General features: G+C 46.4%; 8 protein-coding genes. 7 read left to right on the plus strand and 1 reads right to left on the minus strand.

Annotated elements, in window-relative coordinates; translation table 11 throughout:
- Window positions 1-146 precede the first annotated feature (146 nt).
- From ABNE31_RS05780 to ABNE31_RS05810, 7 genes are all read left to right on the plus strand, one after another.
- Window positions 147-2363: a histidine kinase gene (locus ABNE31_RS05780; RefSeq protein ID WP_349352692.1), complete on the plus strand. Its 2217-nt coding sequence runs from the start codon at window positions 147-149 to the stop codon at window positions 2361-2363.
- A complete protein-coding gene (locus ABNE31_RS05785; protein ID WP_349353029.1) occupies window positions 2363-3094 on the plus strand; it encodes a LytTR family DNA-binding domain-containing protein in 732 nt (243 codons plus the stop codon). Before ABNE31_RS05780 ends, ABNE31_RS05785 begins: the two co-directional genes overlap by 1 nt.
- An 82-nt stretch (window positions 3095-3176) precedes the next feature.
- Entirely contained in the window at window positions 3177-3692 is a 516-nt protein-coding gene (locus tag ABNE31_RS05790; RefSeq protein ID WP_349352693.1) for a gamma carbonic anhydrase family protein, read from the plus strand.
- A gap of 100 nt (window positions 3693-3792) precedes the next feature.
- Window positions 3793-4677, plus strand: coding sequence for an ACP S-malonyltransferase (gene fabD / locus ABNE31_RS05795; protein WP_349352694.1), 885 nt, complete (start codon window positions 3793-3795; stop codon window positions 4675-4677).
- A 144-nt stretch (window positions 4678-4821) separates the two neighbouring features.
- Window positions 4822-10278, plus strand: coding sequence for a gliding motility-associated C-terminal domain-containing protein (locus ABNE31_RS05800; RefSeq protein WP_349352695.1), 5457 nt, complete (start codon window positions 4822-4824; stop codon window positions 10276-10278).
- A 1-nt stretch (window position 10279) separates the two neighbouring features.
- Complete coding sequence (locus tag ABNE31_RS05805; protein WP_349352696.1) at window positions 10280-11269, plus strand: type IX secretion system membrane protein PorP/SprF; 990 nt, start codon at window positions 10280-10282, stop codon at window positions 11267-11269.
- 1 nt (window position 11270) lies between these two features.
- Entirely contained in the window at window positions 11271-13217 is a 1947-nt protein-coding gene (locus ABNE31_RS05810; RefSeq protein ID WP_349352697.1) for an OmpA family protein, read from the plus strand.
- Window positions 13218-13223: 6 nt separating this feature from the next.
- On the opposite strand, the gene ABNE31_RS05815 is transcribed toward ABNE31_RS05810, so the two are convergent.
- Complete coding sequence (locus ABNE31_RS05815) at window positions 13224-14468, minus strand: divalent metal cation transporter (protein WP_179383715.1); 1245 nt, start codon at window positions 14466-14468, stop codon at window positions 13224-13226.
- Window positions 14469-14471 lie beyond the last annotated feature (3 nt).

Here is a 14471-nt window from a genome sequence, read left to right on the forward strand (position 1 = left end):
AAAATCGGGAATGAGCGAAGGTTCCCTTTAATTGAGGGAACGGGACCAGTGGTTTCGTAAGTAGGTAGAATTCGGCTCTTTTTGGATCAAAATCTGAAGTAACGCATTTTTTAAAGTGCTTGGGAAGCAGTATGTTTACCTTAGTTATGCTTCAAAGAATTTACATATCCATTTTGGTATTGATGACAGCCCTTTCGGCTTGGTCACAGGCGAACAATACCCAAGGTCAGCTGCTCATTAAGGGTACGGTAAAGGGAATGGAAAATCGTGTCCCCATCCAAGGGGTTCAGGTTTCTACGGACAAGGGAGCTTACACCACGACCAATGGGATAGGGGAGTTTAGCATCAGGGCCTCTGTGGGGGATATGCTTATTGTAGAAGGTTCCGAACTTGAAACGGTGCGTTATAGAATCAAATCCGGCGAAGATATAGATATATTGGTCGAAGGATACGGTGGTGCCGTGGGGCAAGCCCGTCAAAAACGTGAAACGGTCAGTTCCCGAAACAACCTTGCAGACCATCAACGTTTTCTGGATTCTGCAGAAGCCTACAAGAAAACCGATTTGGAAAAAAGCATCGATTTTATTGCCCGTTCCATGGAGCCTCTGGGAAGCATGGGAAACAGAAAGGAATTTTCTTCCTCCCTTCGGACATTGGGCGAGATTTATATGTTTCACGAACAATATGATCTGGCCATTACCAACTTTAAGGATGCCTTGGAGGCCCAGGAATCCAACCGAACCAAAATATTATTGGGCAAAGCCTATGTGCTCAATGGCAATTTTGAAAATGCGGTTTCCATTTTGGAACCTTTGGTGGAGACGAAAAACATGGTGCCTTATCAGAGGATAGAACTTTTTGAGACCTTAGGCGATGCTCAAATGGAATTGGGAAATCTAAAATTGGCACAGGAGTATTATCGACAAGGGCTGCTCATTGCCGAAAAAAATCAGATCTCTCCAAAGGAGATTGACCTTAATTCCAAATTGGCGGATGCCTTTGCGGTGGAAGATAGGACCTTGGAAGCCGAAGGCTTTTATCAAAATTCATTGGACCTGTCCAAGAAGATGGCACCGGAACGATTTGTGCAAGAAAGCGAAAAAGTGGCCGATTTCTACAATCAAAAAAGTCGGTATGCCGACGAAATCCAAATCCGAAAACGTAATCTGGACGAACTCAAACAAATGCCAAGGTCCAGTGTGGCCTCTGCTGGTCAGGCCATCAGCACTAGGGATACCATTACTTCGCAGCGCATCAACTACAAAATTGCCAATGCTTACATCGCTCAGGATAAATTGGACGAAGCCATTCCCTATCTGGAGAAAAGTATTGTGGAAGCTGACAGGGACGATGATTTGGTCGTGCAAAAGGATGCTACACGAAAATTGTCCGAAGTATATAAATATAAGGGCGATTACACCAAGGCGCTGGAGTCCTATCAAGATTATGTGGCGGTGGTGGATAGCCTCTACGTGCGCAAGGAACAGGAAATATCGAGGGCGGCCCGTTTCAATCGGGAGATCGCCAATACCCAGAACCGTATCAGCAGTTTGGAACAGGAGCGGGAACTCAGCCAGAGCAAATACAGTCTCGCCGTAACCGAGCAACAGTTGTACGAGGAGACCAGCAAGCGACAAAAGTGGATCATTTATTCCTTGATCTTTGGTATCGCCTTAATGGCGCTTACGGCATTTTTATATTACCGAAGCAATCGGCAGCAAAAACTGGCGAACAATCTGTTGGCACTCAAATCGCTCCGAACACAGATGAATCCCCATTTTATTTTCAATGCGCTGAATTCGGTCAATACGTACATTGCCAAAAGCGATGAGCGCAGTGCCAATCGCTTTTTAAGCGAATTCTCCGTGTTGATGCGCAGTGTGCTTGAAAATTCCGAAGAGGATTTTATTCCCTTGTCCAAGGAATTGGAATTGTTGCGTTTGTATGTGAAGTTGGAGCACTCCAGATTTGCCGATAAGTTCGATTATGACATTGAAGTGGATAAGGAAGTGGATGTGGATGCTTTTCAGATTCCGCCGATGTTGTTGCAACCCTACATCGAGAATGCCATTTGGCATGGATTACGCTATAAGGAAGAAAAAGGGTCCCTAAGAATAAAGGTAAAACAGGTCACCTCGGATATGCTCGAAATCTGTATCGAGGATGATGGTATCGGTAGAAAAAAATCCGCCGAACTAAAGACCAGCAATCAAAAAAAGCAGAATTCAAAGGGAATGGGGAACATCAAAAAAAGAATCCAGATCTTGAACGATATGTACAAAAACCGTGTTGAGGTTTCCATTTCCGATCTGTACAAGGACCAAACAGGCACGAGGGTATCGCTAAAACTCAAAAAACAATGATGGAACTGAAAGCGGTAATTGTGGAAGATGAGGCCAATAGCAGGGAAATCCTTCGGAGCTATTTGGCCAAGTATTGCGAAAATGTGACCCTGCTAGGTGAAGGAGCTACCATTGAAGAAGGTTTGGCCCAAATCAAAAAACACCGGCCCGATTTGGTGTTTTTGGATGTGGAAATGCCCTTTGGCAATGCCTTTGACCTTTTGGACCAGCTTCCCGAACGTAGCTTTGAAACGGTTTTTGTGACGGCCTACAACCAATACGCCATGGATGCCCTGAACCACCACGCCGCCTATTATTTGATGAAACCCATCAATATTGATGAGTTGGTCAAGGCGGTTGACTATGTGAGGGCCATCAAGGAAAAAGAGAATGCGCTAGAAGGACAGGTTCTTCAGGCCAGATCGGTTAGGGCGGAAGGGAAAATCACCTTGCCGCAACAGGATGGCTTTCAGGTGCTGGAAGTATCCGACATCTATTTTTGTAAGGCCGACGATAACTACACCGAAATCTATCTGGAAAAGAAGAAAATTGTAGTGAGCAAGACCTTGAAATATTTTGAGGATGCACTGCAGTCGTATTCCTTTGCCCGTATCCATAAATCCTATTTGGTGAATGTTTCCGAGGTAGTCAAATACAAAAAGGGAAAGGGCGGGAGTGTAGTCCTAAGCAATGGCAAGGAACTTTCGGTGTCGGCATCCAAAAAGGCCGATTTATTATCGTATTTTCAATAAATTGTCACATCGAGCCTGCCTTTGTCGGCAGACAGGCGCAGTCGAGATGCGTTTCTTTGTTAAAGAGTAAAATTTATAATCAATGATTATCAAACCCGTGAGGGGAAAATCCCCACAGTTAGGAAAAGACTGTTTTATTGCCGAAAACGCTGTCATTGTAGGCGAGGTGAGTATGGGCGACCAATGCAGTGTTTGGTTCAACGCCGTGGTACGTGGCGATGTCCACTTTATCAAAATGGGAAACAAGGTCAATGTGCAGGATGGTGCGGTAATCCATTGTACTTACGAGAAATCCCCGACCACCATCGGGAACAATGTTTCCATAGGCCACAATGCCATTGTGCATGGGTGCACTATAAAAGATAATGTTCTGGTGGGCATGGGAAGCATTATTATGGACGATTGTGTGGTGGAAAGCAATTCCATTATCGCCGCTGGAGCGGTGGTGACCCAAGGGACCCATGTGGAAGCGGGAAGTATTTATGCTGGGATGCCCGCAAGGAAACTAAAGGATATCAGCCCAGAACTATCCAAAGGTGAAATAGACAGGATTGCCAATAATTATGTGAAATATTCCAGTTGGTTCAAGGAAGAATAATGGTCAACTTGAATTTGGGAGGGAACAAACCATGGTCTCTTCGAAAAGAAGCATCAAAGAATATTCCCTATTTTTGTCCCACTCAAAAAACTAGATAACTATGAACGCATATATTTTTCCCGGACAGGGAGCACAATTTGTAGGAATGGGCTTGGACCTCTACGAAAATCACTCCCAAGCACAGGAATTGTTTGAAAGGGCCAATGAAATCTTGGGCTTTTCCATTACGGATATCATGTTTGAGGGCAGCGATGAAGACCTGAAACAGACCAAGGTAACGCAGCCCGCTATTTTTTTGCACTCTGTGATTTTGAGCAAGGTATTGGGTGATTCCTTTCAACCTGACATGGTGGCCGGACACTCTTTGGGCGAATTTTCCGCATTGGTGGCCAATGGCACCTTGAATTTCGAAGACGGCCTTAAACTGGTATCCCAACGTGCCCTTGCTATGCAAAAGGCTTGTGAAATTCAGCCCAGTACCATGGCTGCGGTTTTGGGACTGGACGACGAGATAGTGGAGAAGATATGTGCCGAAGTTGAAGGTATCGTGGTTCCGGCCAACTATAACTGTCCCGGGCAATTGGTAATTTCCGGTGAGGTGGATGCGGTAAACGTAGCCTGCGAGAAAATGAAGGAAGCCGGAGCACGGAGAGCCCTGTTATTGCCTGTGGGCGGAGCGTTCCACTCGCCATTGATGGAGCCGGCACGGGAAGAATTGGCAGCTGCCATTGAATCCACGGATTTTAAGTCGCCCAGCTGTCCCATTTATCAAAATGTGACGACCACTGCGGTGTCGGATGCCGAGGAAATCAAAAAGAATTTGATCCTACAATTAACGGCCCCAGTAAAATGGACGCAAAGCGTGCAACAAATGGTCAATGATGGTGCTACTTCCTTTGTGGAAGTTGGGCCGGGCAAGGTTTTGCAAGGTTTGGTGAAAAAAATCCATAGGGAAGCCGAAACCAGTTCAGCAACTGTTTCCTAAAATTGGAAAACACTTCATCCGAATAAATAGAGATTTAAACTAATAGGCGAGGCTTGTTCCTCGCCTTTTTTGTAATATTGATTCGCCCAAACTACCAACTACACGCAGGCAAGAAGAACATAACTGAAACGCACGCAATAAATAATGCAATCGCTGCTTAAAAAAACCTCATTGCTATCATGCTCCAATATGGGTCGTGGTCGCTTAATATTTTTCTTTTTCTTACTTCTCGGTACGGGTATCGGGTTTGGACAAAGCTTTACTATTGTTGAAGAAGGGGGTGTTACCACCACTTCAGAGACGGGAACCACTGACACCTTCACGGTGGTTCTGGACACTCAGCCAGTTACGGACGTGGTTTTTGAAGTTTCTTCTGGAGACCCCGGGGAGGGCACGGTCGATTTGGCGACACTGACCTTTACCAATGTAAACTGGGACACCCCGCAGACGGTCACTGTCACTGGTGTGGACGATGCACTGGCGGATGGTAACCAGACCTACGATATAACGATAGGCGTCGATGCGGCGAACAGCGACGATGCCTTTGATCTTTTGGCTGACCAAACGGTATCCGTCGACAATGCGGACGACGATGTGGCCGGGTTCACCATTGTGGAAGAGGGTGGCGTTACCGCCACTTCTGAGGCGGGTGCCACTGACACCTTCACGGTGGTTTTGGACGCACAGCCGCTTACCAATGTTGTTTTTGATGTTTCTTCGGGAGATCCGGGGGAGGGCACGGTCGATTTGGCGACACTGACCTTTACCAATGCAAACTGGGATACCCCACAGACGGTCACTGTCACTGGTGTGGACGATGCACTGGCGGATGGTAACCAGTCCTACGATATAACGATAGGCGTCGATGCGGCGAACAGCGATGATGCCTTTGATCTTTTGGCTGACCAAACGGTATCCGTCGACAATGCGGACGACGATGTGGCCGGGTTCACCATTGTGGAAGAGGGTGGCGTTACCGCCACTTCTGAGGCGGGTGCCACTGACACCTTCACGGTGGTTTTGGACGCACAGCCGCTTACCGATGTTGTTTTTGATGTTTCTTCGGGAGATCCGGGGGAGGGCACGGTCGATTTGGCGACACTGACCTTTACCAATGCAAACTGGGATACCCCGCAGACGGTCACTGTCACTGGTGTGGACGATGCACTGGCGGATGGTAACCAGTCCTACGATATAACGATAGGCGTCGATGCGGCGAACAGCGATGATGCCTTTGATCTTTTGGCTGACCAAACGGTATCCGTCGACAATGCGGACGACGATGTGGCCGGGTTCACCATTGTGGAAGAGGGTGGCGTTACCGCCACTTCTGAGGCGGGTGCCACTGACACCTTCACGGTGGTTTTGGACGCACAGCCGCTTACCGATGTTGTTTTTGATGTTTCTTCGGGAGATCCGGGGGAGGGCACGGTCGATTTGGCGACACTGACCTTTACCAATGCAAACTGGGATACCCCGCAGACGGTCACTGTCACTGGTGTGGACGATGCACTGGCGGATGGTAACCAGACCTACGATATAACGATAGGCGTCGATGCGGCGAACAGCGATGATGCCTTTGATCTTTTGGCTGACCAAACGGTATCCGTAGACAATGTGGACGACGATACCGCTTCGCTAATCGTTGTTGAAACAGACGAGAGCACCATAACGTCAGAAGACGCAACAACGGATACTTTTACCGTCGTTTTGGGAGCTCAACCGGCAAGTGATGTAGTGGTAAATATTGTTTCCGGCGATTTGGGCGAGGGTACTGTCAATACAAGCCAGTTGACTTTTACCAATGCAAATTGGAATACCCCACAGATTGTTACGGTTACGGGAGTGGACGATAATCTTATTGATGGCAATCAACCGTTTACTGTCACTATTAGCGTGGTTGATGCATCAAGTGATGATGATTTTGATGGGTTGTCACAAGTTGTAAATGCACAAAACACGGACAACGATATAGCAGGTATTACTATTATAGTAACTGATGGGAATACTACTACATCAGAGGATGGCACAACAGATACCTTCAATGTGGTTTTGGATGCCCAACCTGCAACGGATGTTGTTTTGAATGTCACATCTAACAATGTTGCTGAAGGCACGGTTTCACCAATAACCTTGACATTTACCACAGGAAATTGGGATAGCCCTCAAGAAGTTACCGTTACCGGGGTCGATGATGCCGTGATTGACGGGAACCAGTCTTTCGATGTGAATGTAACCGTGAATGATGGTGCTAGCGATGATGATTTTGACGGGCTTTTGGAAACCGTTCCGGTTACCAACAACGACAACGATTCTGCGAGCTTTACCATTGTGGAGACCGACGGGACTACTAACACCTCGGAAGATGGGGCAACGGATACGTTTTCCGTGGTTTTGGATGTACAACCAACATCCAATGTAGTTTTTGATATTGTGTCCGGGGACACTGGCGAGGCTACCGTTTCACCTTCACTTCTAACGTTTACCCCGGCCAATTGGGATACCCCACAAATTATAACGGTGACTGGGGAGGATGATTTTGTTATAGATGGTGCTCAAACTTTCGATATTGACATTACCGTAAATAATGGCGCCAGTGATAACGCTTTTGATAATTTAACCGATACAGTTTCGGTAACAAACTCGGATGATGATGTGGCTGGATTTACCATTGTCGAATCTGATGGGGATACATCCACTTCTGAAGATGGTAGCACGGACACCTTTACCGTGGTGCTTAATCGTAGAACCTTGATCAGTAATGTGGTTTTTAATATTACATCCAGTGATGTTACGGAGGGTACGGTTTCACCATCTACCTTAACATTTACCACAGCGAATTGGGATACACCACAGACCGTAACGGTAACAGGTGTGGACGACGCCATTGTAGACGGTATTCAAGCTTATGATGTCGATGTGAGCGTAGCTTTGGGAAGCGCAATTTCATATTTGGGTGTTCCCGATCAAACCGTTTCTGTAGAGAATATTGATGATGATAGCGCAGCAGTAACCATCTCCAATGCAAATGGTAACGAGGATGATGGACCCATAACTGTTTCGGCCACCTTAAACAATGAAGTTGCGGGCGGATTTACAGTAGACGTATTGTCATCCGATGGAACCGCCACGACGGCAAACTCCGATTACACGGTCCTTAATGAAACCTTGACGTTTTCTGGTACAGCCGGAGAAATTCAGACATTTGAAGTAACACCAACCCCAGATACGCTCATTGAAGGTAACGAAACGCTTCAGGTTTCTATGGCCAATTTAGGAAATACGACATTGACCGTCGGTATCTCGGACACGGCAACGGTAACCATCAATAATGATGATGCTTGTGCAGCTGGCTCATCAGTACCCAGCCTCAATGATTCCGGTACTGAATTCTGTGTCGATTTATTTAGCGATTTTAGCAAAGATCTGGATGATTATGTGGATGTAACTGGACCAGCGGGAACCCAGTTGGTTTGGAGTACCAATCCCGATTCCGGTCAAACTGGGGATTATTTGGGGTCCAGTGTCATAACGGGTACACAAGTGGCCAATCAGGATACCTACTATGGTTTTTATTACGATAGTTTGAATGATTGTGCCAGTCCAAATACAGTAACGGTAACATTGTCCGTAAACGAAGCCCCTAATGCGGGTACCACCACGGGAGGTAATGTGTGTAACACCACGGAAAGCGGGGGAAGTACGCTCATTGATTTGGATAATCGTATTACAGGACAGGATTCTGGATCTTGGGCGTTGACCAGTTCACAAACAGGGTCTTCCATCACCATTAATCCAGATAATACTATAAATTTTGATGGTCAGCCTTTGGGTAGCTATGTATTTACCTATACCACAAATACCGCAGTAGCGCCTTGCGTAAATGATACCGTAGAGTTGACAATCACAGTAATCGATTGCTCCCTTCCCTGCAATGCAGGAGATACGGCACCCGTGTTCAACGGAAGTGATACCACCATCGAATTCTGTGATGATGTCAATACCGATTTGGATACCTACGTTAGTGGTACGGCCCCAGCAGGCACGGAGCTCACGTGGAGTACTAGCGATGTTCCTTCGGAAACAGGGGCCCATTTGATTAGCAGCACTGTGGTGGAGCCTGGAACCTACTACGGATTTTATTATGATGAAACCAACGATTGCGGTAGTCCGGTATTGGCCATTACCTTGGTCCGCAACTTTACCCCGACCATCGATACCACCTCTGGAGATACCAGTTGTGGTTCGGCGGAGTTGACGCTATCGGCAACAGCTTCCGTTGCTGATGCCAGCACCATTACCTATACTTGGTACGATGCCCCAACTGGCGGCAATATTGTAGGAACCAGTGCTACCTACACTACCAATACACTATCGGAAACCACCTCTTTTTACGTCACAGCTAGGGCCAATGGTTGCGAATCGGAGCGTGTGGAAGTGGTGGCTACCATAACCGACTCACCCAATGCAGGAACGCCTACAAATACAACTGCGTGCAATGTAGCTGGTAATGGAGGGCCGAATGTGATTGATTTGGACAACACCTTGACGGGAGCCGACCCGGGAACATGGGCTTTGGTTACCGACCCATCCAACGGTACGCTCAGTATTGGGTCCGAAAACAATGTCGATTTTACGGGACTGCCCGTAGGCAACTATGTTTTTGAATACACAACAACTGCTGAAGCTCCGTGTACGCCTACTTCGGTACAAGTGACCATTTCGGTGAGCGATTGTACCGTGGATACCGATGGCGATGGACTCACGGATGGTGAAGAAACGGAGCTCGGTACCAATCCTAATGATGCAGATACCGATGGCGATGGCCTAACCGATGGAGAGGAAGTTTTGGTCGTGGATGACCCGAGCACCGAGGCCGTTCCAGAAAACGCCACCGACCCTTTGGATGCTTGTGATCCTTTCTTGACACCCGATTGTAACCCAGTGGATATCGATTTGGCCATTACAAAGGAGGTCAATGGAAATGAAGTATTGCTGAATGCTGAAGTAATCTTTACCATTACTGTTCAGAATACAACTATGGACAGGGTGTTGGATATTGTAGTAAACGATATTTTGGTTGCCGGATTCGAATACCGTTCCAGTACACCTTCCAAAGGAAGTTATGACGAGAATACGGGCGAATGGACGATTGACGAATTAACCGCAGAGGAGGAGGTTACGCTCGAAATCACAGTTAATACAGTGGAAGCCGGAAACTTGGAGAACACAGCCATATTGGCATCTTCGTTCCCTAATGACGGTGTCCCCGATAATAATTCAAGCACTGTATCGGTAACGGTGAACCGAAGTCAATGCGAGGACCCGGGAACCATCTGTAATATTTTTTCACCCAATGGTGATGGGGTAAACGATAGGTTGAAATTTGTCGACCCAGAAGGACTTTATCCCAATAATAAATTAGAAATTTTCGATCGCTACGGCAACAGTGTGTTCCAAATGGATGGTTACGATAGTTCGTGGGACGGAACAGGTAAGAACGGAGATTTGCCCAAAGGGACCTATTTCTATATCCTGGACCTCAATGGTGATGGTACCGATGTGGTGAAAGGATGGATTCAAATTGTAAGAGACAACTAAAATGCCAGATACAACAGCTTTGTCAAAATATATCATAGCTTTTGTGGCCTTTTGCATGGCCTTGGGTCAAACCTTTGCCCAAAAGGAACCACAGTATACCCAATACATGTACAATATTGGGAGTTTTAACCCGGCCTATGTGGGTACCGTGGAAAGTCCGGAGATTATCGGGCTCTATCGAGCGCAATGGGTGGATATTCCCGGTGCACCGACCACCATTCGAGGAGGCGCCAATATTCCTTTCAACAACGAGAAGATGGGATTGGGCATCAATATCGTAAATGATCAGCTAGGACCTTCGACCCAGACTTTTTTTGATATTGCCTATTCCTATCAGATTCAATTGTCCGACGAGACCAAACTTTCGTTCGGACTGAACGCTGGAGGTTCCTCGCTCAACATAGATTATTCCAAAGGGACTTTTGAAAACCCTTCCGATGGGTCCATTTTGGGAGGGACTTTCAATAGCTTTTACCCAACGGTCGGTGCTGGACTTTTTATGTACCATGAAGAGGATTGGTACCTTGGGGTGTCCGTGCCCAACTTTTTGACCAATGCCCTTTACAATAACGAAGTGGCGACCATTGTAGAGGACAATATGCAGGTGAATGCCATTGGAGGCTATGTGTTCGAATTGGGTGAACAGACGAAGTTTAAACCCGCATTTTTGGTAAATTACCTCCAAGGTTCCCCGGTTACGGTAAACCTATCGGCCAATTTCCAATTTATCGATGCATTGACCATAGGTGCATCCTACCGAATTGACAATGCCGTGAGCGGTTTGGCCGGTTTCCAGATTTCCAACGGTATGTTTATCGGATATGCCTACGACTATAATACCAATAGCTTGGGCGAATTCAGTGGAGGTTCCCACGAGGCCATCCTAAAATTTTATATTGGAAGGGGCGGTTTTGGCTCCGGAAACAATAAATCAAAAAACAAGAACTCAAAAAATAAAGGAAAACAGATTGATTCCCCTAGATTCTTCTAACATGAACGCGGCAAAAAACATACGACTGACACTTTGGGCCTTTGTACTGGGCATGCTTTTCAGCTTCGGTCAAAAAAAGAAGTCCCAGGGCGATGTTTTCTTTTTTCAGTACGAGTACCAAAAGGCAGTAGCGGCCTACGAAAAGCAGTTATCCGAAGGAACGTTGACCGAACAACAGTTTCTCAATCTTGCCGATGCCTATTTTGAAACGAACAATTATCAGAAGGCTGCAAACGCCTACCAGTCCATTTATGAAAAGGACTCGGTGATGGATGCCCATCATTACAACAAAATGCTGCAAAGCCTTTCCAAAACTCCCGAAGCCGATGGAACCAAGGACTTTTTGAACCAGATTTCTTCGTCTTTCCCCAAAGAGCTGATGGAGAACATGGAGTTCAACAATCAACTGCTGCAAAATGGTTCCAACGAAGACCAATTGGACTACGAAATCTTCAATCTGGACGGTAATAGCCCCCAGACTGACTTTGCGCCAAGTTTCTTTTCGAATAAACTTTTGTTTTCCAGTGGTAGACAGGTCAACAAAAAGTTGCGCTACGAACCCGGCAACGAGGGATATTTCAATATTTATGAATCCGAGATACAGCCAACGGGTCAAATCACTGGGGTTCAATCTTTTCAAGCGCTGCAAGAAACCGACTATCACGAGGCCACACCGTCCTTTTCAGCGGAGCTGAACAGTGTGTTCTACGTACTGTCCAACACCCAAGATGGCGAACTCGCTTTTGATGCCAACGGGAAAAATGCCTTGGCCATCGCCAAGCAAAATATAGGGGGCTCCTACCAATTGCTACTGAAGGACCTGAGCACTTCGTTTTATTATCCATTTTATGATGATGCCAGTGGCCGACTCTTCTTTTCGGCGGATTTTGAAGATGGTTACGGAGGTACCGATATTTATTTTGTGTATACGAACAACGGACAGGTGATGTCGGCACCCATCAATTTGGGACCGCGCATCAACTCTTCCGGCAACGAGATTGCACCCTATATTTTTGAGAACAGCTTTTATTTTGCCTCTGACGTTTTTTACGGACTAGGGGGGATGGACATCTACAAATCCAATATCGAGGGCGAAGGTTTCGGTATCCCCATCAATTTGGGAGAGCCCATCAATTCGGAGTTTGATGACTTTGGTATGATCATTCGGAACGAAGGGGAAGGTCTCTTGGGCTATTTTGCATCCAATCGTCCGGGAGGGAAAGGAAAGGATGATATTTATGGCTTTAAGGTGGACGAGAAGCCGGGATTAAAGACCATAACATTTAAAGGTACGGTGGTAAGTTCCAGCAAAGAAGGTCAAGTGGTTCCCAATGCTTCGGTAAGTCTCTGGGATATGAACGGGGAAATGTTGGCGGCAACCACCGCGGATGCAGAAGGGCAATATCGGTTGGAAATTCCATATGAGAGCGAATTGGTGATTGATGCATCCAGGGAACGCTATTCACGTTTTATCAAAAAATTCGGGGAAGAGGAGCTTGATGCTTTGGCCAATAATACTTTTGATGTTCCCCTTGCCTTTTATGATGATTTGGTGGAAGAACGGGAAGGCCAAAAAGTGGTGAAACTGGACAATTTCTACTTTAACACCAGTTCCACACAGTTGACGGATGAAATCAAAAACGAGCTTAATAAAGTGGTAGAATTTGTGGAAGCCTTTCCAGAGGCCCAGCTCCGGATTGAAACCTATACGGATAGTCGTGGCGGAAGCAGTACCAATTTTAGACTGACCCAGGCACGTTCGGATAACATCAAAAAATATCTGGTGGAACAGGGAGTTCCCGCATCGACCATTCTCTATTCGATAGGCTACGGAGAGGACAACATTTTGAACAATTGCACCAATGGTGTGTTCTGTTTGGAATCCCTGCACAAAAAGAACCAACGTTCCCTTATCGTGGTCCTTAACGATAATGTATTGTTCGACTAGGTAGGTTTACATCAAAAGCATCCAACAATAGTACAGCGCAAAAAGGGATAGGAAAATCATACCGCAGTAGGTGAGTACCCGTAGTCCCAATTTGGGTTTGTGTGCAATAGGCATATCTTTTCCGGTCACGGTTTTTAGGTTCATCCAACCGAGCAATGGCGCAAATACGAAGGATACAAAAGTGGCCAAGGCGACCAATTGGCCCATATTGGCACTGAACAGGCTAATAACGATCCAGTTGATCCACGCCATTACAAGCACCATAAGGGCAAACGCGTGTTTGGCATTGTATATGTTCTTTTGGGGATATAATTTTTGGAGCACGTCCAAGCTAACTCTGGAAATGGCATCATGCGCCGTCATACAAGTGCTGAACATGGTCGCGAAGGCAGCAACGGCAATAAAGAAGTAGGCCCAATTCCCAATGTGGGTGGTAAACAGATTCACCAACTGATCGGCAAACACAACGGAATTATTGCTCAATTCCGTACCCGTACCATAAAGGGTCATCCAACCAATGATCATAAAAAACACGGCCAAAACAGCGGTCAGGATATAACCTACGTTAAATTCTTGAAGGGCAAGTTTGAGCGAAGGCTTTCGTTTCATCGTTTTTAAGTTCTCCATGCCCCATAAGCTTACCCAGCCCGAAGCTTCCACGGCTGTGGGCATCCATCCCACAAGCCCTATCAAAAAGAGAATGCCCACTTCGTTGAAGATTTCTGGCCGTTGATAGGATTCGCTATTCGGTACCGGGCCCTTCTGCAAAACTAGGATGGTGGTGACCAGCAAGGCAATAAAAAGAATGGTAATGACCGCTTTGAGGGAATTTTCCAGAAAACGGTATTTCCCAATAATCAAAATCAAACTGATAAAAACGAACAGTCCCAACGAAATGGCCCCAGCGCCCACTGAGGTCACATCAAATAGGTTCATGAATAGCCCAGCGGTAACCACATAAAGTGCTGCCAAAATGGTAAAGGTGGAAATCAAGGTGACAAAGGCATAGATCCATAAATAGGTTTTGCCCAGATTGGCATAGCCCTCGATCAAACTTTTTTCCGTAACCGTGGTATACCGAATACCAAACTCAAAAAAAGGGTATTTGAGCAAATTAGCCAAGATGATGGGAATGATCATGACCCATCCGTATTGTGCGCCGGCTTTTGTAGACAATACCAAGTGGGAAGTACCTATGGCCATACTGGCGAACAGTAGACCAGGTCCAAGTGCTTTGAGCAATGCCTTCATGCA

The organism is Flagellimonas sp. MMG031 (assembly GCF_040112705.1).
Lineage (GTDB): Bacteria > Bacteroidota > Bacteroidia > Flavobacteriales > Flavobacteriaceae > Flagellimonas.

Excerpts from the sequence above, each read along its gene's own strand:
- ABNE31_RS05780 (WP_349352692.1), top strand. The coding sequence starts at position 147 with ATGCTTCAAAGAATTTACATATCCATTTTGGTATTGATGACAGCCCTT.
- ABNE31_RS05785 (WP_349353029.1), top strand. The coding sequence starts at position 2,363 with ATGGAACTGAAAGCGGTAATTGTGGAAGATGAGGCCAATAGCAGGGAA.
- ABNE31_RS05790 (WP_349352693.1), top strand. The coding sequence starts at position 3,177 with ATGATTATCAAACCCGTGAGGGGAAAATCCCCACAGTTAGGAAAAGAC.
- fabD (WP_349352694.1), top strand. The coding sequence starts at position 3,793 with ATGAACGCATATATTTTTCCCGGACAGGGAGCACAATTTGTAGGAATG.
- ABNE31_RS05800 (WP_349352695.1), top strand. The coding sequence starts at position 4,822 with ATGCAATCGCTGCTTAAAAAAACCTCATTGCTATCATGCTCCAATATG.
- ABNE31_RS05805 (WP_349352696.1), top strand. The coding sequence starts at position 10,280 with ATGCCAGATACAACAGCTTTGTCAAAATATATCATAGCTTTTGTGGCC.
- ABNE31_RS05810 (WP_349352697.1), top strand. The coding sequence starts at position 11,271 with ATGAACGCGGCAAAAAACATACGACTGACACTTTGGGCCTTTGTACTG.
- ABNE31_RS05815 (WP_179383715.1), bottom strand. The coding sequence starts at position 14,468 with ATGAAGGCATTGCTCAAAGCACTTGGACCTGGTCTACTGTTCGCCAGT.